A 19,700-nucleotide genomic window follows, 5' to 3' on the forward strand; every position below is an offset into this window, starting at 1 on the left:
TGATGACCCCAGGGGCACTCTTGTGCGAAGCGGCGGGAGTGGCTTTAGGTTGGACCGGAGTGCTTCGCCCCGAACCCGGGGCGGAGTCCGGTCAAGATCTTCGACAGGAGGATCCGACCATGCCGTCCGACTGTTCGACCGACGACGGGCAAACCCTCGGCGAGACAGAGGCCGAAGACCTGTTGCGCGGTATCTGCTTCAAGACGGGCCCGCCCCGGAAGGTGGGGGTGGAGCTCGAATGGCTTGTCCACGACCTGCGTGACCCTGAACGACCTGTGCCCACCGGCCGCCTCGAAGCGGCCTTCCGGAGCCTGCGGGAGCTGCCTCTGGAGTCGGCACTGACCTTCGAACCCGGCGGCCAGCTGGAACTCAGCTCGCAGCCCGCCTCCTCTTTGATGGAGTGCATCGCCTCCGCGTCCGCGGACCTCGACGCCGTACGCCCCGTGCTCCGCGGGGCGGGACTGGCCCTCGCCGGATACGGACAGGACCCCTGGCGCTCACCGGACAGGTTCCTGCGCGAGCCGCGGTACGACGCCATGGAGACGTATCTCGACCGGATCGGCACGGCCGGGCGGGCGATGATGCGGACCACGGCCTCCGTCCAGGTGTGCCTGGACGCGGGGTACGAGGAACCTGGACCGCTCGGGTACGGGCGCCGCTGGCAGCTGGCCCATCTGCTGGGGGCGGTCCTGGTGGCCGCCTTCGCCCACTCGCCCCTGCGCGAGGGCCGCGAGACGGGCTGGCGCTCCACCCGGCAGGCGATGTGGACGCAACTGGACCCGGCCCGTACCACCGCGCCGGTCACCGGCCGCGAACCGCGCGCGGCCTGGGCGGCGCACGCCCTGGACGCGCCCGTGATGTGCGTCCGCGCGGAAGAGGGCCCCTGGCACGTGCCCGACGGGCTCACCTTCCGCGAGTGGATCCGGTCGGGGCTGCCGCGTCCGCCGGTCCGTGCGGACCTCGACTACCACCTGAGCACCCTGTTCCCGCCCGCGCGGCCGCGCGGGCACCTGGAGCTGCGGATGATCGACGCGCAGCCCGGCGACGACGGCTGGATCGTGCCGCTCGCGGTGACCACCGCGCTGTTCGACGACCCGGAGGCCGCGGAGACCGTCTACCGCACGGTCAAGTCACTCGCGGAGACCGCGGGCGCGCTGCCGGCGCCCGGCAATCTCCTGTGGGTCAACGCCGCGCGGTACGGCCTGGGCGACCCCGAACTCCACATGGCCGCGATCTCCTGTTTCGCGACCGCTCTCGAAGCACTTCCGCGCGTCGGTGCCACACCGGCCGTGCAGGCAGCCGTCGCCGCTTTCCACGACCGCTACGTCCTGCCGGGCCGCTGTCCCGCCGACGATGTGCGCGCACCCGTCACCGGGAAGGAACTCCTCACATGACCGTCGACACCTCCTCCGAAGAGCTGCGGCGCCGCGCCGTCGACACACTGACGAGGGCCCGGGACCGTACGACCCTGCTGACCTCTTCCGTGGAGGACAACGACCTCACCGCGCAGCACTCGCCCCTGATGTCGCCCCTGGTGTGGGATCTGGCCCACATAGGCAACCAGGAGGAGCAGTGGCTGCTGCGTACCGTCGGCGGCCGGGACGCGATACGCCCCGACATCGACTCCATCTACGACGCCTTCGAGCACCCGCGCTCCGAACGGCCCACCCTGCCCCTGCTCGCGCCCGCGGAGGCGCGCGCGTACGCGGCCGATGTGCGCGACCGGGTGATCGACGTCATCGAGCGCACCCCGCTGCACGGCGCCCCGCTGCTCGACGCGGGCTTCGCCTTCGGGATGATCGCGCAGCACGAGCAGCAGCACGACGAGACCATGCTCATCACGCACCAGCTGCGCCGGGGCCCGGCCGCGCTGACCGCTCCCCGGCCGCCCGCCGGGGACACCACGGGCCTGCCCTCCGAGGTCCTGGTGCCGGCCGGCCGGTTCACCATGGGCACCACCGCGGAGCCGTGGGCCCTCGACAACGAACGGCCCGCGCACCAGCGTCTGGTGCCCGCGTTCTTCATCGACACGGTGCCGGTGACGAACGGCGCGTACCTCCACTTCATCGAGGACGGCGGCTACGCCCAGGAACGCTGGTGGGCCCCGGAGGGCTGGGCGCAGATCCAGCAGCACGGGATCGGGGCGCCGCTGTTCTGGCGGCAGGAGGGCGGCCAGTGGCTGCGCCGCCGCTTCGGTGTGGTGGAGGCCGTTCCCACCGACGAGCCGGTGCTGCACGTGAGCTGGTACGAGGCCGACGCGTACGCCCGCTGGGCGGGGCGGCGGCTGCCCAGCGAGGAGGAGTGGGAGAAGGCGGCCCGGCACGACCCGGCGACCGGGCGGACCCTGCGTTACCCGTGGGGCGACGGCGAACCCACCCCGGAGCACGCCAACCTCGGCCAGCGCCATCTCCAGCCCGCCCCGGTGGGCGGCTACCCGAAGGGCGCGTCCCCGCTGGGTGTCCAGCAGCTGATCGGGGACGTGTGGGAGTGGACGTCGAGCGACTTCCTGCCGTACCCGGGTTTTGTCCCCTTCCCGTACCGCGAGTACTCCGAAGTGTTCTTCGGCAGTGAGCACAAGGTGCTGCGCGGCGGTTCGTTCGCCGTGGACGCGGTGGCCTGCCGGGGTACGTTCCGCAACTGGGACCTGCCGGTGCGCCGGCAGATCTTCTCGGGATTCCGTACGGCCAGGGACGTCTGATGTGCCGTCATGTCGCCTATCTGGGACCGCCGGTGGCGCTCGGCGAACTGCTGATCGCGCCTTCCCACGCGCTGTACCGGCAGTCGTGGGAGCCGCGCCGGCAGCGCAACGGGACGGTCAACGCCGATGGTTTCGGGGTGGGTTGGTACGCCGAGGGTGACCCGGTCCCGGCACGCTACCGGCGTGCCGGGCCCATCTGGTCGGACCTCGGCCTGACCGATCTGGCGCGGGTGGTGAGGACCGGCGCGCTGCTCGCGGCCGTCCGGGACGCCACCGTGCCCGGCGCGGACGGCGAGGCCGCCGCGGCGCCCTTCGCCGCGGACCGCTGGCTGTTCAGTCACAACGGCGCGGTCGGGGGGTGGCCCGCCACCCTGGCGGGCGTGGCCGGCACACTGCCCGCCGAGGAGCTGCTCTCGCTCCCGGCACACACCGACTCCGCACTGGTGTGGGCCCTGCTCCTGCACCGCCTGCGGACCGGGGACGAGATCGGCCAGGCCCTGGCCGACACCGTCCTCGACGTGGCGAAGGCCGCTCCGGCGTCCCGGCTGAACCTGCTGGCGACGGACGGCGACCGGATAGCCGCGACGGCCTGGGGGGACTCGCTCTGGTTCCTGGCCGAACCGGGCCACCGCGTGGTGGTGGCCTCGGAGCCGTACGACGACGATCCGCGCTGGCGCGAGGTGCCCGACCGCACCCTGGTCGTGGCCACGCGCGCCGACGTGTCGCTCACCCCCCTCAAGGAGCCCCTCCCGTGAGCCCGTTCCTGCTGACCCGCACCCTGCCCGAGGACGCCACCGACGCCGCGCTGCGCGCCGATGTGCTGCAAGGGCTGACCCGTACGCCCAAGGTGTTGCCACCGAAGTGGTTCTACGACGCCAGGGGCAGTGACCTGTTCGAGGAGATCACCCGGCTCCCCGAGTACTACCCGACCCGGGCCGAGCGGGAGATCCTGGTCGACCGCTCGGCGGAGATCGCGGAGGTGACCGGCGCCCGTACCGTGATCGAGCTGGGGTCCGGGTCCTCCGTGAAGACCCGGCACCTGCTCGACGAGCTGCCGGACCCGCTGCACTACGTGCCGGTCGACGTGAGTGAGAGCGCGCTGACCGGCGCGGCCGAGAGCCTGCTGGCCGCGCGGCCGGAGCTGCGGGTGCACGCGCTGATCGCCGACTTCACCGCCGGTCTCACCCTGCCCGGCACGCCGGGTCCTCGGCTGGTCGTGTTCCTCGGCGGCACGGTCGGCAACCTGCTGCCCGCCGAGCGTGCCGCCTTCCTGTCGTCGGTCCGTTCGCTGCTGGAGCCCGGCGACGCGCTGCTGCTCGGCACGGACCTGGTGAAGGACGAGTCCGTGCTGGTCAGGGCCTACGACGACGCGTCGGGGGTGACGGCCGCGTTCAACAAGAACGTCCTGTCGGTGATGAACCGCGAGCTGGGCGCGGACTTCGATCCCGCCGATTTCGAGCATGTGGCGCTGTGGGACAGGGAACACGAGTGGATCGAGATGCGGCTGCGGGCCCGCCGTGATCTCACGGTGAAGATCCCCGAGCTGGATCTGGTGGTGCACGTCGACGCCGGTGAGGAGGTACGTACGGAGGTGTCGGCGAAGTTCCGTCAGGAGGGTGTCCGGGCGGAGCTGAGCGCGGCGGGGATGGAGCTGACGCAGTGGTGGACCGACAGCGAGGGACGGTTCGCGCTGTCGCTGGCGACGGCACTCTGAGGCGTGCCGCCGGCAGTCGTGTCGGCGGTCGTGCGATCGGCAGGCGTGTCACCGGTGGCCGTGTCACCGGTGACGGCCCGCTGAGCCGCCAGCGCGAGTGAGCGCCGGCCGGCGTGGCGCCCGGCGGGGATCAGCGGCAGGACCGTGATCTCCGCCGTGAGCCCGCCGGCCCGCGCGACCCGCCACAGCGACGCGGGCAGGGTGTCGTCGCCGACGAAGGCCGGGGCGCCCGACGGGGTCCCGGACGGGGTGCGATAAGTGATCCGTACGGGCCTCACGGGCGCGCCCGCGTCCAGCGCGGACTGGAAGACGGCCCGGGTGAACCGCCCCTGGTCGCGCCCGCACCACGTACAGCCCTCGGGGAAGACGACCACGCGGGAGCCCTCGGTGAGGGCGGTGGCGAGGGTCCGTACGGTCTCGGGCAGGGCCCTCAGCCGCTCGCGCTCGACGAAGAGGGTGCCGCCGCGGGCGGCCATCCCCCCGAGCACCGGCCACTGCCGTATCTCGCTCTTGGCCAGCACCCGGCCGGGGAAGAGCGCGGCCAGGAGGGGGATGTCCAGCCAGGAGATGTGGTTGGACACGACCAGGACCCCGGCCCCGCGCGGCGGGAGCGGCGCGCCCACGACCCGGATCCGCAGGCCGAAGACGCGCAGGACGTTGCGGGCCCAGAGCCGGGTGAGCCGGTCCCGTGCCCCGGCGCCCAGCAGCGCCACCGGGGTCGAGAGCAGGGCGCCGGCGAGGACGAGGAAGAGGCCCGCCACCACCCGGACGGCCGCCACCGCGGCGGCGGTCACCGGGCCGTGGTGGGTGCCGCACGCGCGCGGGGTGCAGGGTGCGGTGGGCAGCCAGACGCTCATGCCGCGGGGGCGAGCGAGAGGAAGTGCTTCAGGTACCGGGGGTTGGTGCGGCGCATCGACAGCAGGACGTAGAGGTCGGCGACGCCGAACTCCGGGTCGTGCGCGGGCGCGCCGCACACCCAGGCGCCGAGCCGCAGATAGCCGCGGAGCAGCGGGGGCAGTTCGGCGCGGGACGTGGCGGCGGCGGTGCTGTCCGGGGTCCAGAGGCGGTGGGGGGTGACCCGGTACTCCTCGGGCGAGAGGTGCCGCTCCCTGACCGTGGACCAGGTCGAGGCGGCCAGCGCGCCGCCGTCGGCGAGGGGTACGGAGCAGCAGCCGGCGAGCCAGTTGTGACCGCTGTCGGTCATGTAGCGGGCGAGTCCGGCCCAGATCAGGCCGATGACGGCGCCGGTGCGGTGCTGGGGGTGGACGCAGGAGCGGCCGACCTCGACCAGGTCGTCGCGGATCGGGCCGAGGCGCCCGAGGTCGAACTCGCTGTCGGAGTAGAGGCGTCCGGCGGCCCTGGCGCGGTCGGGCGGCAGCAGGCGGTAGGTGCCGACGACCTCGCCGGTGGTCTCCTCGCGTACGAGGAGGTGGTCGCAGTACGCGTCGAAGGCGTCGCCGTCCAGGCCGGGCTCGGGTCCGTCGAGGCGGGCGCCCAGCTCTTCGGCGAAGACGAGGTGGCGCAGGCGCTGCGCGGCCCGTACGTCGTGCTGGTCGCGGGCGAGGGTGACGACGTAGCGGGGGGCGGGGGCGGAGTCGGGGGCGGGGACCCGCGCCGGGGCCGGGGCGAGGGTCCGGACGGGAGTCCGGGTGACGGCCTGGGCGGAGGTCTGCGCGGGGCCCTCGGCGGGGAGGTGAGGGGCGCGCGGGGAGGGGAGGGTGAGCGTGAGCGGGGCGGGGACGACGGCGGACATGGAAGTCTCCTGTGCCGGTAGGGAAGGCAGGTGCCGGGGTCCGCCGCTCGCGCGACGGCCCGGCACCTTGTTTCTTCCGTGACCGGCTGGATTTGACATGACCACACGGCGGAGTGCGGATGTGGGACGGCTGAATGCCGGGAGTCCCCGCCCCGGATCTTTCGCCTGTCCCCCGCCTGTCCCAGCCGTGCCGGAGCGGCCTCAGCCGGAGTTGAGCGCCCGCGTGATGCTCTCCGAAGCCGCCTTCGCGGCCGCCTTGGGGTCCTGTCCTTCGAGGACGGCCGTCATGTAGGGCTTGATCGGGTTCTTGGCCTCGACGTTCGCCCACTGCGGGGAGTTCGGCGTGGCCCGGCCCTGCGCGGCGCCCGCCGCCATCGCCGCCGTACTGGCGTCGCCCCGGATGACCCCGGCGAGGGTCGTCTTGTTGGGCACGTAGCTCATGGTCCGCGCCAGGTCCGTCTGCCACTTCGTACTGGCCAGCGCCTTCACCACGTCGGCGGCGGCCGAGTGGTGGTGGGAGTTCTTGGAGACGATCAGGTCGGAGCCGCCGGTGAAGACCGCTCCCGGCGCGTCGGCGGTCTTGCCCGGGATGGGGAAGAAGCCGATCTTGCCCTTGAGTTCGGGGTTCTGCTCCTCGATGAGCCGCGCCGAGCTGGGAGTCGAGATGATCTGTGCGACATCGCCCTTGGCGAAGACGTCCGCCTGCGGCGGCTTGGCCTCGTCGGAGTTCTTCGGCCCGTTGCCCAGCGACTGGAGTTCCTTGTAGAAGGCCATGCCCCGGAGCGCGGCCGGGGTGTCGACGGTGCCCGTCCAGTCGCCGCCGTTCGCGACGGCGAGTTCGCCGCCCTCGTCCCAGATGAAGCCGGCGAGGGTGTACCAGTCCTGGCCCGCGAGGTAGATGCCCTGGGTGCCGCCGGCGTTCAGCTCCTCGGTGTCCTCGATCCACTGGTCGCGGGTCTTGGGGGGCTTGTCGATGCCCGCGAGCGCGAACAGTTCCTTGTTGTAGATCACGATGCGGTTGGCCGCGTACCAGGGGATCCCGAACTGGGCGCCGTTGATGCTGCCCGGCTGGGCGAGACCCGGCAGCCACTCCTCGCTGCCGAGGTCCCGTACCGCCTCCAGGGTGAGGTCGCGCAGGTTGCCGCTCTCCGCGTACTGGGCGACCTGCGTGTTGCCGACCTCGATGACGTCGGGGGCGTCGTCGCTGTCCAGCGCGGCCAGCACCTTGTCCCCGATCCCCGTCCACTCCTGGATCCTGACGTCCAGTTCGACGGACGAATGCTCCTTCTCGTACGCGCTGACGAAGCGGTCGAGGAACTCGTCGGTGACGCTGTCCTTCATCAGCCACACGGTGACCGTGGTCGAGCCACTGCCACCGGGCATCAATCCGCAGCCTCCGAGCGCCGCGCAGGACACAAGCGCGACGGAGCTGACGAGACATCGGTTTTTCACGTAGGTCACCTTCTGGCGTGAGCACACGGAGAGGAGCCCGACGTGGGGGGAACGAGCGACCATCACTCGCACGGGTGTTTGGGATTTTGGTATGTACCAAAGGTGCGGTCAAGTCCCGTCCTTGGGGCGAAACAGGGGCGAACACCCCGTCCGTGCCCGCCCGTTCCGACCCCGTACCCCGCCCGTTCCCCGCCCTGACCTGGGCGGACATCCGTGTGGAGCCGCGCCCCGGGCCGCCCGGAGATACGCTGATACATATGGCGACCTCTCACCGGGCCCATGGGTGACACCGGCCCCCCGACGGGCGGCCGGGCCGGGCCGAACGCCCAGGTCGACGCCCTGAGCGGGGCAGTCGAGGACCTGGCGGGACAGTTCGCCCTCCAGCCGCTCCTGCACCGCATCCTGAGCCGGGCCGTGAGCCTGCTGGGCGCCGACGCCGGGTCGATCAGCACGGTCGATGAGAAGGCGGGCACCTACCGCAAGGAAGCCGACCTGGGCGTGGCCTGCCAGGAGGGCGCCGTCTTCCCGCTCGGGGAGGGCGTCACGGGCGCGGTGGTCGCGCGCCGGGGGCCCCGGCTCTTCGAGCGGTACAGGGACGTGCCCGGCGGCCATGTGGGCGCAGGGGACCGCGAGCGCCTGCACGCCACGGTCGGGGTGCCCATCGTGTGGCAGGGCGACATCATCGGGGTCTGCGTCGTCTTCTCCACCGATCCCCTGACCCGCTTCGGCAAGGAGGACGTGGACCTGCTCGACGTCTTCGCCAAACACGCGGCGATCGCGCTGGCCAACGCGCGCCTGCACCAGAAGTCCGAGGACCGGGCCCGCCGCCTCGCCGTCGGCGCCGAGCGGGACCGGGTGGCCCGGGACGTCCACGACACCGTGGCCCGCGCGCTCGGGTCGATCCTGCTGCACATGGACGGGCCCGGCTCGCCCGACCAGTCGGCGCGGCTGGCCGCCGCGCGGGCCGCCGCCGGGGCCGCGCTGGCCGAGACCCGCAGGACCGTGCTCGGCCTCGGCCCCTCCCTGCTGGAGGACCGTCCGCTGGACGAGGCCGTCGGTGCCGAGCTGGGCTGGGTCCGCTCCACCGCCGGTGTCCGTACGGATCTGGTGGTCACCGGCGAGCGCCCGCAGCTGTCCCCCGAGGTCGCCGCGCACGCCCTGCGCCTGGTGCAGGAGGCGCTGACCAACGCCGTCACCCACGCCGGAGCCGCCCTGATCCGGGTGGGGGTGATGTACGGCCCGGACGACGTGGCCGTGGTGGTGGAGGACGACGGACGGGGTTTTGACCCGGGCGACACGGAGGTACGGCGCAGCGGGCTCGGGCTGAGCGGCATCGTGGCGCGGGCGGACCAGCTCGGCGCGGACCTGCGCATCGAGTCCACCCCCGGCTGGGGGACCCGGATCCGGGCCAGGATCCCCCGTACCCCGGCGGACGAGGACGGTCCGGCGGGGGCGATGACGCCGTGGCGGGTGCTGGTGGTCGACCGGCGGCCTGTCGTACGGGCCGGTCTGGTGCGGCTGCTGGACCGGGCGGGGCCCGAGATCCAGGTGGTGGGGGAGATCGCGGACGCCCGTGAGGTGGTGGACGCGGTACGGGTCCTCGAACCGGACGTCGTCCTGCTGGACCTGCGGATGCCGGGGCTCGACGGTGCCCGGCTGACGTCGTACGTACGCTCCGCCAGCCCCGGTACGGCGGTGCTGCTGATGACCGACGACCTGGGCGACCCCCTGCTCCCGGAGGCCGTGCGGGCCGGTGCGCGCGGGTGTGTGGGCTCGGACCTGGACGGTGCGGGCCTCGTCAGGGCGGTGCTGGCCGCCGCCCATGGTGACGTCCTGCTCAGCCAGCGTGTCCTGCGGAGCATCACCGACCGTGACCGCCCGGCTCCGGATCCCCTCACGGGCCGGGAGCGGGAGGTGCGGGCGCTGGTGGAGCGCGGGCTGCCGGACAAGCGGATCGCCACCGCGCTCGGCATCTCGGTGAAGACGGTCGAGAAGCACGTCGGGGCCGTGCTGCGGAAGACCGGGGCGCCGAACCGTACGGCGCTGGCGCACCGCGCGGCCTCCGACGGCGGCTGAGAGCGGTCGGCGCGGACGCGGGGAGTGGGGGGATTCCCTACCCGGAGATGGGGGGATTCCCGGCCGACCCGGCGTCTTTCCGCAGCTAGCCTGAATAAACACAGGGAGACACAGAAAACGAAACACAGGAAACGCGGGGGAAAATCCGATCCCGGGAGTTCACGTGTCCGTCGTCCCGCTGACCGACATCCTGTCCGGCGCCTTCAAAGAACGTTACGGCGTGCCGGCCATCAATGTGTTCAACGACCTCACCCTGGAAGCGGTGCTCGCCGCGGCGGTGGAGAAATCCTCTCCCCTGATCGTGCAGACGTCCGTGAAGACGGTGAAATCGATCGGCAGTGACGTCCTGTACACGATGTGGACGTCCATGACAGCCGGTATCGAAGTGCCCGTCACCCTGCATCTGGATCACTGCCCGGAGCGCGCGGTCATCACCGAATGCCTGGACCGGGGCTGGAATTCCGTCCTGTTCGACGCCTCGCACCTCCCGGTCGAGGAGAACATGCGGCAGACGGTCGAGGTCGTCGCCGAGGCCCGGCAGCACGGCGCGCACGTGGAGGGGGAGATCGAGTCCATCACGGGCGTCGAGGACGGAATCGGCAGCGACAGCGCCGCCGCGCAACAGGGTCTGGCCGTCGCGCTGGAATTCCTCGACACCACCCACGTCGATGTCTTCGCCCCCGCCATCGGGAATGCCCACGGTTCGTACCGGAAAACGCCGGTCCTGGATTTCCGGCGGGTTTCCGACCTGGTCGCCGCCCGCTCGATCCCCATCGCGCTCCACGGCGGCAGCGGTATGTCGGACGAGCAGTTCCGTGACCTGATCGGCCGGGGATGCGCGAAGGTGAACATCTCGACCGCGCTCAAGGAGACCTTCATGAAATCCTCTCTCGCCTTCCTCGAATCGGCCGAGGAAAAACAGAAGTGGGATCCGCCGTCGTTGTTCCGGTCCGTACGGCAGGACGTCATCGACCTGGCCGGCTCGCTGATGACGGTGTTCGGCAGCGCCGACCGGGCGAGGTGAGTGCCGTGCCCGCGCTTGTCTTCGACTGTGACGGCGTCCTCGCGGACACCGAGCGGTACGGACACCTGCCCGCGTTCAACCGGACCTTCGAGGAGTTCGGCCTCCCCGTGCGGTGGAGCGACAGCGACTACGCGGAGAAGGTGAAGGTCGGCGGGGGCAAGGAGCGGATGAAGACGCTGCTGACCCCCTCCTTCGTCGCCGAGGCCGGTCTGCCCGCCGATCCGCGCCTGCTCGACGAGGAGGTCGCCCGGTGGCACCGGCGCAAGACCGAGATCTATCTGGAGATCATCGCGGGCGGGAAGATCCCGCCCCGTCCTGGAGTACGGCGGATCGCGGCGGAGGCCGACGCGGCGGGGTGGACGCTGGCCATCGCCTCGACCTCGGCGGAGCGGTCCGTGCGCGGGGTGCTCAACCTGGCCGTCGGCCCCGAACTGGCCACCCGGTTCAGTGTGTTCGCCGGCGACATCGTCCCCCGCAAGAAACCGGCTCCCGACATCTACGACCTCACGGTGGCGCGGCTCGGACTCGACACCACCCGGGCCCTCGTCATCGAGGACAGTGCCAACGGGCTGCGCGCGGCGCGGGACGCCGGGCTGGGCTGCGCGGTCACGACCAGCGCGTACACGGCGGAGGAGGACTTCACGGGAGCCCTGCTGGTCGTGTCGTCGCTCGGGGACCCGGCGGGCCAGGGACCCGATCCGGCGGGGACCGCCTCCGAGGTGCTGAGCGACCCGTTCGGCGCCGGGCCCGCCCCGTACGTACGGCTCGCCGCTCTCGAATTCCTGCTCGCCGCCGTGCCCGGCGCGCACTGATGTCAGGCCAGGTGAGGAGAGACATGTCCACCGCAACCACCAGTGACCTCGAATTTGTCGTCAGGACGATCGCGAGGACGGCCGTCGAGAACGAACGCGCGTTCTCCGATCTCGATGCCGTCGTAGGCGACGGGGACCTGGGCTACTCACTCGCCCGGGGCTTCGAGATCGTCCTCGCCGATTGGGACTCCTTCGACCGCGACTCCCCCTCGGACTTCCTCAAGAAGATCGCCCTGGTGATCTCCAAACGGGTGGGCGGGACGTCGGGCCCGTTGTGGGGCACCGCCTTCCTCAGGGCGGCCGCCGCGATCTCGGACCGGCCGGAGCTGACCGGACTGTCCGGCGAGGACGCCGTGGCGATGCTGCGGGCCGCCGCCGAGGGCATCAAGAAGCGGGGCAGGTCCGACCTCGGTGACAAGACCCTGCTGGACGCCCTGATCCCGATGACGGACGCGCTGGAGAAGGCGCTGGGCGGCGGCGGGAACGGAGCCGACCTGGCCGGGGTCGTCGCGGAAACCGCCCGTACGGCAGCCGAGGCGACCACCCCCATGCAAGCCATGCGGGGACGGCCGAGCTACACCGGGGAGCGCAGCATCGGCTCCCCGGACGCGGGGGCCATGGCCGTGGCGGTCATGGCGGAACGGGTCGCCGACGAGTGGGCGGCCCGCGTGTGACGCGCCCGTCCGCCCCGCGTGTGACGCGTCCGTCGCGTCCTGGGACGCGACGTCAGAACCCGACTCGATCGAGGAGAGCCAGCTGATGAAGAAGTTCGTGAACGACCCGAAGAACTACGTACCGGAGATGCTGGAGGGCCTGGCCCTCGCCAATCCCGACACCCTCCGGTACGTCCCCGAGTACAACCTGATCATGCGCGCGGACGCGCCCCGGGCGGACAAGGTGTCGCTCGTCCAGGGCTCGGGCTCCGGGCACGAACCGGCCCACGTGATGAGCGTGGGACCCGGCATGCTCGACGCGGCCTGTCCGGGTGACGTCTTCTCCGCCCCGCCCACCGACTACGTGTACGAGACGGTGAAGCGGGTCGCCTCCCCCAAGGGCGTGCTGTTGCTGGTCAACAACTACACGGGTGACCGTATGGCCTTCGAGATGGCGGAGGAGCTGTCGGACGCCGACGGGGTGACCGTACGCACGCTGTTCATCGACGACGACGTGTCCGTACAGGACTCGACGTACACCGTCGGACGCCGTGGGGTGGCCGGCAACTTCTTCGTCATGAAGGCGTGCGGGGCGGCGGCCGAGCGGGGCGCCGACCTGGACGAGGTGTACCGGATCGGCGAGAAGGTCAACGCCGTGACCCGCACGATGGGGCTGGCGCTGACGGCCTGCACCCCGCCGGCCAAGGGGTCGCCGCTGTTCGACCTGCCCGACGACGAGATCGAGATGGGCGTCGGCATCCACGGTGAGCCGGGCAGGCGCCGGGAGAAGCTCCAGTCGGCGGACGAGCTGGTCGGGGAGCTGCTGACCGCCGTGGTGGAGGATCTGCCGTACGTGTCCGGGGACGATGTGGCGCTGATGGTCAACGGCCTCGGCGGCACCCCGCTCGGTGAGCTGTACCTGGTGTACGGGCAGGCCCACAAGCAGCTGGTCGAACGCGGGGTCGACGTCCGGCGCAGCTATGTGGGCGAGTACTGCACGTCGCTCGACATGGCGGGCGCCTCGCTGACCCTGGTCCGGCTGGACGACGAGATCGCGGACCTGCTGGCCGCACCCGCCGAGATCCCGGTGCACGTCTTCTGAGTGGTGATCCGCTGAGCGGGTACGCGGAGATTCTGGTCTCGCGGAGCGCCCTGCGCTGGGGCACCGTGGAACCACACCCCGCGACATCCGCGAACGCGTGCAGAGGAGACCGCTCCATGTCGAACCACACCTACCGGGTCACCGAGATCGTCGGCACCTCCCACGAGGGCATCGACGACGCCATTCGTAACGCCATCAGCCGTGCGTCCACGACGCTGCACGGCCTGGACTGGTTCGAGATGACGGAGGTCAGGGGTCATATCGAGGACGGCGTGATCGAGCACTTCCAGGTGGGTCTCAAGGTGGGGTTCCGCCTGGACGCGGCGGACGACGGTTCCTGACCGCCGGAAGGCCGTTCCTGACCGGCGGCGGCCGCAGGGCTCAGGTGCGTCCTTCGCGCTCCTGCCCGTCCTTGAACGCCGGTGACGTACTGGCCCAGTCCGCCCGTACGACCCGGAAGCCCGCCCGTTCGGCGGCGGCGCAGACCAGTTCGTCGTCGTCGACGAGCATGCGGACCTCGCGCTGCCGGGCGATCTCGCGCAGGACTTCCAGCTTGGTCGTACGGGCGGGGCGCCGGTCAGCGTCACGGCGCATCCGCACCGGCCCGTCGGGCAGGCCGTGCGCCGCCAGCCAGGCGAGGGTGTCGCGGCGACAGCGTTCGGGCCGTCCTGTCAGGTAGAGGAGGTCGCACTCCCCGGCGGCGGCGACGGCCCGCCGTACCCCCTCGTCCAGTGGTGTGTCCTGGCCCGCCGCGCCGAAGAAGCCGTTCCAGTCCTTGGGCGTGCGCTCCAGGAAGTGCTGGCGGTGGCCGGTCTCGGCGAGGGTCCCGTCCAGATCGAACACGGCCACCGGCCGCCGGGGCGTGTTGGTCGTCCTGGTCGTCCTGGTCGTCTTGGTCGTCACACCGTCAGCCTAGGGAATCCGCCCGGGGAATCCTCAGCGGGAGAGGGTGTTGATGGATACGTGAGCATCTCACCCGACATCCCGTTCTCCGTGCTGGACCGCTCCCGTACGAGGGAGGGCAGGGACGCCCCGCGGGCGCTGCGGGACACCGTGCGTTTCGCCCGGGAGATCGAGGCGCTGGGCTATCACCGCTTCTGGGTCTCCGAGCACCACGGGGTGCCCGGTGTAGCCGGTTCCGCGCCGACGGTCCTCGCCGCGGCCGTCGCCGCGGCGACCTCGACCGTCCGGGTGGGGACCGGCGGAGTGATGCTGCCGAACCACCGGCCCCTCGTCGTGGCCGAGCAGTTCGGCGTCCTGGAATCCCTCTTTCCCGGCCGCATCGACATGGGCCTCGGCAGGTCGGTCGGCTTCACCGACGGGGTGCGGAAGGCGCTGGGCCGGGACAAGCAGGACGCGGAGGACTTCCCCGCGCAGATCGAGGAGCTGCTCGGCTACTTCTCCGGCACGCCGGACACCCGCCCCCGGGTCCACGCCCACCCCGCCGAGGGCCTGCGCCCGCCGCCCTTCGTCCTGGCCACCGGCAAGGGCGCGGCGGTGGCGGCACGGGCCGGGCTGCCGCTCGTCATCGCGGCCGTACGGGGTGAGGACGCGATGCTGCGCGCGGTGGCGGACTACCGGCGCGACTTCCGCCCCTCCGCGTGGAACGAGCGGCCGTACGTGATGCTGTCCGGCACCATCGCGGTGGCGGCCACCACGGAGGAGGCCCGGCGGCTCCTGCTCCCCGAGGCCTGGTCGGCCGCCTGGTCCCGTACCCACGGCGAGTTCCCCCCGCTGCTCCCGGTGGAGACGGTCCTCACCACACCCATGACCGCACGCGAACGGACCCTGTTCGAGGAGTCCCGGAGGGGCCACCTGTACGGCACCCCGGACGACGTGGCCGAGTCCCTGGAGAAGCTCCTGGCCCGCAGCGAGGCGGACGAGTACCTCGTCACCACGAGCACGTACGACCTGGACGCCCAACTGGACTCGTACCGAAGGCTGTCCGCACTCCTGGGGCTCACCGGCGAGAACACCTGACCGGAGGCGTCAGCGCGTGGCCTTCCTCGTCGCCCGCAGCCATTCCTTGTTCATCGCCGTGATCGACGGCAGGGGGATGCCCTTCGGGCAGGCCGTGGCGCATTCGCCGGCCAGGGTGCAGCCGCCGAAGCCCTCCTCGTCCATCGTCGCCACCATGTCCAGGACCCGGGTCTCCCGTTCCGGGGCGCCCTGGGGCAGGACGTTCAGGTGGTTGATCTTGGCGGAGGTGAAGAGCATCGCCGAGCCGTTCGGGCAGGCCGCCACACACGCTCCGCAGCCGATGCACTCCGCGTGTTCGAAGGCGAAGTCGGCGTCGGGCTTGGGGACGGGGGTGGCGTGGGCGTCGGGGGCCGAGCCGGTGGGGGCGGTGATGTAGCCGCCCGCGCCGATGATCCGGTCAAACGCCGACCGGTCCACCACCAGGTCCTTGACCACCGGGAACGCGCCGGCCCGCCACGGCTCGACGTCGATGGTGTCGCCGTCGGCGAAGTGCCTCATGTGCAGTTGGCAGGTGGTGGTGCGCTCCGGGCCGTGGGCGTCGCCGTTGATGACGACCCCGCAGGCGCCGCAGATGCCCTCACGGCAGTCGTGGTCGAAGGCGACCGGCTCGTCGCCCTTGAGGATCAGCTCCTCGTTGAGGGTGTCGAGCATCTCCAGGAACGACATGTCCTCGGAGATCCTGTCGATCTCGTAGGTGACCATCGCGCCGGGGGCGTCGGCGTCGTGCTGGCGCCAGACGCGCAGGGTGAGCTTCATGCGTAGCTCCGCTGGGTGGGGTGGACGTACTCGAAGACGAGGTCTTCCTTGTGCAGGACGGGCGCGGCGCCGGTCCCGGTGAACTCCCAGGCCGCCGCGTACGAGAACTCCTCGTCGCGGCGCGCCGCCTCGCCGCCCTCCGTCTGCGACTCCTCGCGGAAGTGCCCGCCGCAGGACTCCGCGCGGTGCAGGGCGTCGAGGCACATCAGCTCGGCGAGTTCGAGGTAGTCGACGATGCGGTTGGCCTTCTCCAGCGACTGGTTGAACTCCTCGCCGGAGCCCGGCACCTTGATGCGGCGCCAGAACTCCTCGCGGATCTGCGGGATCCGGCCGAGCGCCTTGCGCAGGCCCTCTTCCGTACGGGCCATTCCGCAGTGGTCCCAGAGCAGTTCGCCGATCTCCTTGTGGAAGGAGTCGGGCGTACGGTCGCCGTCGACGGCCAGCAGCAGGCGCAGCCGGTCCTCGGTGTCGGCGACGGCCTCGACGGCCACCGGGTGGGAGTCGTCCACCGGGTCGAGGTGCGGGTTGCGGCCCAGGTAGTCGTTGACGGTGGCCGGCAGGACGAAGTAGCCGTCGGCGAGGCCCTGCATCAGCGCGGACGCGCCGAGCCGGTTGGCCCCGTGGTCCGAGAAGTTGGCCTCGCCGATCGCGAACAGGCCCGGCAGGGTGGTCTGGAGGTCGTAGTCGACCCACAGTCCGCCCATCGTGTAGTGGATGGCCGGGTAGATGCGCATCGGCACCTGGTACGGGTCCTCGGCGGTGATGCGCTCGTACATCTCGAAGAGGTTGCCGTACCTCTCCTCGACGGCCTTGCGGCCGAGCCGGGCGATGGCGTCGGCGAAGTCGAGATAGACCCCCTGGCCGCCGGGGCCGACCCCGCGGCCCTCGTCGCAGACGTTCTTCGCGGCGCGGGAGGCGATGTCGCGCGGGACGAGGTTGCCGAAGGCGGGATAGATCCGCTCCAGGTAGTAGTCGCGCTCGTCCTCGGGGATCTGTCCGGGCGGCCGGGTGTCGCCGCGGGCCTGGGGGACCCAGATGCGGCCGTCGTTGCGCAGGGACTCGCTCATCAGCGTCAGCTTGGACTGGTGCTCGCCGGAGCGCGGGATGCAGGTGGGGTGGATCTGGGTGAAGCAGGGGTTGGCGAAGTACGCGCCGCGCCGGTGGGCGCGCCAGGCGGCGGTGGCGTTGCTGTTCTTGGCGTTGGTGGAGAGGTAGAAGACGTTGCCGTAGCCGCCGGTGGCGAGGACGACGGCGTCGGCGAAGTAGGTGGAGACCGTGCCGGTGATCAGGTCGCGGGCGACGATGCCGCGCGCCCGTCCGTCCACGACGATCAGGTCGAGCATCTCGGTGCGGGGGTGCATCTCGACGGCCCCGGCCGCGATCTGCCGGGACAGTGCCTGGTAGGCGCCGAGGAGCAGTTGCTGTCCTGTCTGGCCCCGGGCGTAGAAGGTACGGGAGACCTGGACGCCGCCGAAGGAGCGGGTGTCGAGGAGGCCGCCGTACTCACGGGCGAAGGGCACACCCTGCGCGACACACTGGTCGATGATCTCGACGGAGACCTCGGCGAGCCGGTGGACGTTGGACTCGCGCGCCCGGAAGTCGCCGCCCTTGACCGTGTCGTAGAAGAGCCGCCGGACGGAGTCGCCGTCGTTGCGGTAGTTCTTGGCGGCGTTGATGCCGCCCTGCGCGGCGATGGAGTGGGCGCGGCGCGGGGAGTCCTGGTAGCAGAACTGGACGACGTGGTAGCCCTGTTCGGCGAGGGTGGCTCCGGCGGCGCCGCCGGCCAGCCCCGTACCGACGACGATGACGGTGTGCTTGCGGCGGTTGGCGGGGTTGACGAGCTTCGCCTCGAAGCGGCGGCGGTTCCAGCGCTCGGCGACGGGTCCGCCGGGGGCGGTGGTGTCGGCGACGGGCTCGCCGGTGGTGTAGTCGGTGTAGTCCTGCATGTCGGCTCCGTTCATGTCAGCTCACGACCCCGCTCATGACGCCTATGGGTACGGCGATGAATCCGGCGGTCAGCACCACGGCCAGGACGTCGGCCGACGCCTTGAGGATCCGTTCGCGGGTGGGGCTGCCCAGGCCGAGGGTCTGGGCGGCGCTCCAGAACCCGTGCCGGACGTGCAGTCCGAGCGCCAGCATCGCGACGATGTAGATCGTGTTGCCGTACCAAGTCGAGAAGGTGTCGACGACGTTCTGGTACGGACGGCCCTGCTGGAAGCCGCCGGAGTGCACCGTGCCGGTGGTCAGGTCGAGGATGTGCCAGACGATGAACAGCGCGAGGATGATCCCGCCCCAGCGCATGGTGCGGGTGGCATAGCTGGCGCGCCGCCGCTTGTGCACGTACTTGGTGGGCCGGGCCGCGCGGTCCCGGCGGCTCAGCTGGTAGGCGCAGACGGCGTGCAGGACGACGGCGGCGACCAGGCCGATCCGCAGGCCCCACAGCGCCCACTCGTAGTGCAGGACGGGTTCACCGATGGTCCGCAGCCAGTGCGCGTATCCGTTGAAGGAGTCCAGGCCGAAGAAGATCTTGAGGTTGCCGTACATGTGCGCGACGAGATAGGCGAGCATGAACAGGCCGCTGACGGCCATGATCACTTTCTTGCCCACCGTCGATCCCCAGAGGGTGCGCGGCAGGGACGCGCGCCGGTCCGTCCGCGTTGCCAGAGCCATGTACCTGACGGTAGGGGCGCCGCGACCAGAGGTCCAAGACATGGTCCGGCTCATGTCCATAGGGTGCGCCTATGATGAGTGGATGCAGTTCCAGCAGTTGCTCTACTTCGTCGCCGTCGCCGAGACCAGGCACTTCACCCGCGCCGCCGAGCGGGTCCACGTGTCCCAGCCGTCCCTGTCGCAGCAGATCAGGGCGCTGGAGAAGGAGCTGGGCGCCGAGCTGTTCAGCCGGGCCCGGGGCAATGTCACGCTGACCGACGCCGGCGAGGCGCTGCTGCCGCTCGCCCGGCGGATCCTGGCCGACTCCGAGACGGCCCGTCTGGAGGTCCAGGAGCTGGCCCAGCTGCGGCGGGGCCGGGTCAGGCTGGGCGCCCCGCCCAGCCTCTGCACCGGCCTGCTGCCCGAGGTGCTGCTGGCCTTCCACGAGCTGCATCCGGGCATCGAGCTGCTGATCGAGGAGAACGGCTCGCACGATCTGGTACGGGCGCTGGCCCGCGGCGACCTCGATCTGGCGCTGGTGGTCCTGCCGCTGCCGGCCCCCTCCCCCGCGCTGACCACCGTCGAGCTGCTTCACGAGGACCTGGTCGTGGTCTCCTCGGCGTCCGCGCCCCCGCCGCGCAGGCCGCTGCGGATCGCCGATCTGGCGGACCAGCCGCTGGTGATGTTCCGGCACGGCTACGACCTGCGCGACCTGACCGTGGCCGCCTGCCGGGCCGAGGGGTTCGAGCCGTCGTTCGTCGTCGAGGGCGGCGAGATGGACGCGGTCCTGGGCTTCGTACGGGCCGGTCTCGGGGTCGCCGTCGTCCCGAGCATGGTCGCCGGGCGGACCCGCGAGCTGCGGGTCACGCCGCTCGCGCGGCCGGGACTGAGCCGTACGGTCGCCCTCGCCCACCGCAGCGACGTGGCGCCGCCCCGGGCGGCCCGGGAGCTGGAACGGGTCCTGCTCTCCACCCGTACGGGAGCCCGGATGTCCGCCGGGACCGCCGCGTCGCGCTAGGGCGTGTCCGGCG

The 19,700-nt window shown here is 71.6% G+C and carries 19 protein-coding genes; 12 read left to right on the plus strand and 7 right to left on the minus strand.

Features of this window, described 5'->3' with window-relative positions; genetic code table 11:
* Window positions 1–119 precede the first annotated feature (119 nt).
* From egtA to egtD, 4 genes are read left to right on the plus strand one after another with little or no spacing between them, the layout of a single operon-like run.
* Complete coding sequence (gene egtA, locus OG349_RS03175; RefSeq protein ID WP_327233112.1) at window positions 120–1,394, plus strand: ergothioneine biosynthesis glutamate--cysteine ligase EgtA; 1,275 nt, start codon at window positions 120–122, stop codon at window positions 1,392–1,394.
* The gene (gene egtB, locus OG349_RS03180) at window positions 1,391–2,698 is read left to right on the plus strand and encodes an ergothioneine biosynthesis protein EgtB (RefSeq protein WP_327233113.1); all 1,308 of its coding nucleotides are present in this window, start codon (window positions 1,391–1,393) and stop codon (window positions 2,696–2,698) included. Before egtA ends, egtB begins: the two co-directional genes overlap by 4 nt.
* The gene (gene egtC / locus OG349_RS03185; RefSeq protein WP_327233114.1) at window positions 2,698–3,453 is read left to right on the plus strand and encodes an ergothioneine biosynthesis protein EgtC; all 756 of its coding nucleotides are present in this window, start codon (window positions 2,698–2,700) and stop codon (window positions 3,451–3,453) included. Before egtB ends, egtC begins: the two co-directional genes overlap by 1 nt.
* Complete coding sequence (gene egtD, locus OG349_RS03190; protein ID WP_327233115.1) at window positions 3,450–4,412, plus strand: L-histidine N(alpha)-methyltransferase; 963 nt, start codon at window positions 3,450–3,452, stop codon at window positions 4,410–4,412. The genes egtC and egtD overlap by 4 nt, the downstream gene beginning before the upstream one ends.
* On the opposite strand, the gene OG349_RS03195 is transcribed toward egtD, so the two are convergent.
* The 3 genes from OG349_RS03195 to OG349_RS03205 all read right to left on the minus strand — a co-directional run bounded on the left by OG349_RS03195 (window position 4,307) and on the right by OG349_RS03205 (window position 7,617).
* A complete protein-coding gene (locus OG349_RS03195) occupies window positions 4,307–5,269 on the minus strand; it encodes a lysophospholipid acyltransferase family protein (protein WP_327233116.1) in 963 nt (320 codons plus the stop codon). The genes egtD and OG349_RS03195 overlap by 106 nt on opposite strands.
* A complete protein-coding gene (locus tag OG349_RS03200; protein WP_327233117.1) occupies window positions 5,266–6,165 on the minus strand; it encodes a GNAT family N-acetyltransferase in 900 nt (299 codons plus the stop codon). Before OG349_RS03200 ends, OG349_RS03195 begins: the two co-directional genes overlap by 4 nt.
* Window positions 6,166–6,366: 201 nt before the next feature.
* Entirely contained in the window at window positions 6,367–7,617 is a 1,251-nt protein-coding gene (locus OG349_RS03205; RefSeq protein ID WP_327233118.1) for an extracellular solute-binding protein, read from the minus strand.
* 279 nt (window positions 7,618–7,896) lie between these two features.
* Between OG349_RS03205 and OG349_RS03210 the strand changes: the two genes are divergently transcribed.
* The 6 genes from OG349_RS03210 (at window position 7,897) to OG349_RS03235 (ending at window position 13,625) form a co-directional block, all read left to right on the plus strand.
* Window positions 7,897–9,693, plus strand: coding sequence for a response regulator (locus OG349_RS03210; protein WP_327233119.1), 1,797 nt, complete (start codon window positions 7,897–7,899; stop codon window positions 9,691–9,693).
* A 163-nt stretch (window positions 9,694–9,856) separates the two neighbouring features.
* Window positions 9,857–10,717, plus strand: a complete 861-nt coding sequence (locus tag OG349_RS03215) for a class II fructose-bisphosphate aldolase (RefSeq protein ID WP_327233120.1) — start codon at window positions 9,857–9,859, stop codon at window positions 10,715–10,717.
* A 5-nt stretch (window positions 10,718–10,722) separates the two neighbouring features.
* On the plus strand, window positions 10,723–11,529 hold the full coding sequence (locus OG349_RS03220) for an HAD-IA family hydrolase (RefSeq protein ID WP_327233121.1): 807 nt from the start codon (window positions 10,723–10,725) through the stop codon (window positions 11,527–11,529).
* A 23-nt stretch (window positions 11,530–11,552) separates the two neighbouring features.
* The gene (gene dhaL / locus OG349_RS03225; RefSeq protein ID WP_327233122.1) at window positions 11,553–12,203 is read left to right on the plus strand and encodes a dihydroxyacetone kinase subunit DhaL; all 651 of its coding nucleotides are present in this window, start codon (window positions 11,553–11,555) and stop codon (window positions 12,201–12,203) included.
* Window positions 12,204–12,288: 85 nt separating this feature from the next.
* Window positions 12,289–13,284, plus strand: coding sequence for a dihydroxyacetone kinase subunit DhaK (gene dhaK, locus OG349_RS03230; RefSeq protein WP_327233123.1), 996 nt, complete (start codon window positions 12,289–12,291; stop codon window positions 13,282–13,284).
* 116 nt (window positions 13,285–13,400) lie between these two features.
* A complete protein-coding gene (locus tag OG349_RS03235) occupies window positions 13,401–13,625 on the plus strand; it encodes a dodecin (protein ID WP_327233124.1) in 225 nt (74 codons plus the stop codon).
* Window positions 13,626–13,665: 40 nt separating this feature from the next.
* Here the strand turns inward: OG349_RS03235 and OG349_RS03240 are convergent, their stop codons facing one another.
* Window positions 13,666–14,187, minus strand: coding sequence for a phosphatase domain-containing protein (locus OG349_RS03240; RefSeq protein ID WP_327233125.1), 522 nt, complete (start codon window positions 14,185–14,187; stop codon window positions 13,666–13,668).
* Window positions 14,188–14,247: 60 nt separating this feature from the next.
* Between OG349_RS03240 and OG349_RS03245 the strand changes: the two genes are divergently transcribed.
* The gene (locus OG349_RS03245; protein ID WP_327233126.1) at window positions 14,248–15,264 is read left to right on the plus strand and encodes an LLM class flavin-dependent oxidoreductase; all 1,017 of its coding nucleotides are present in this window, start codon (window positions 14,248–14,250) and stop codon (window positions 15,262–15,264) included.
* A 9-nt stretch (window positions 15,265–15,273) separates the two neighbouring features.
* Here OG349_RS03245 and OG349_RS03250 read toward each other — a convergent pair whose 3' ends face one another.
* The 3 genes from OG349_RS03250 to OG349_RS03260 are packed head-to-tail and all read right to left on the minus strand — an operon-like array spanning window position 15,274 to window position 18,690.
* Window positions 15,274–16,020 (minus strand): succinate dehydrogenase/fumarate reductase iron-sulfur subunit, encoded by a 747-nt coding sequence (locus OG349_RS03250; protein WP_327233127.1) that lies wholly within the window; start codon window positions 16,018–16,020, stop codon window positions 15,274–15,276.
* On the minus strand, window positions 16,017–17,966 hold the full coding sequence (locus OG349_RS03255) for a fumarate reductase/succinate dehydrogenase flavoprotein subunit (RefSeq protein WP_327238421.1): 1,950 nt from the start codon (window positions 17,964–17,966) through the stop codon (window positions 16,017–16,019). The genes OG349_RS03250 and OG349_RS03255 overlap by 4 nt, the downstream gene beginning before the upstream one ends.
* A gap of 16 nt (window positions 17,967–17,982) precedes the next feature.
* Complete coding sequence (locus tag OG349_RS03260; RefSeq protein ID WP_327233128.1) at window positions 17,983–18,690, minus strand: succinate dehydrogenase; 708 nt, start codon at window positions 18,688–18,690, stop codon at window positions 17,983–17,985.
* Window positions 18,691–18,772: 82 nt separating this feature from the next.
* Here OG349_RS03260 and OG349_RS03265 point away from each other — a divergent pair, with 82 nt between their 5' ends.
* A complete protein-coding gene (locus tag OG349_RS03265) occupies window positions 18,773–19,687 on the plus strand; it encodes a LysR family transcriptional regulator (protein ID WP_327233129.1) in 915 nt (304 codons plus the stop codon).
* Window positions 19,688–19,700: the final 13 nt, after the last annotated feature.

It is taken from the genome of Streptomyces sp. NBC_01317 (assembly GCF_035961655.1).
Classification (GTDB): Bacteria; Actinomycetota; Actinomycetes; order Streptomycetales; family Streptomycetaceae; genus Streptomyces.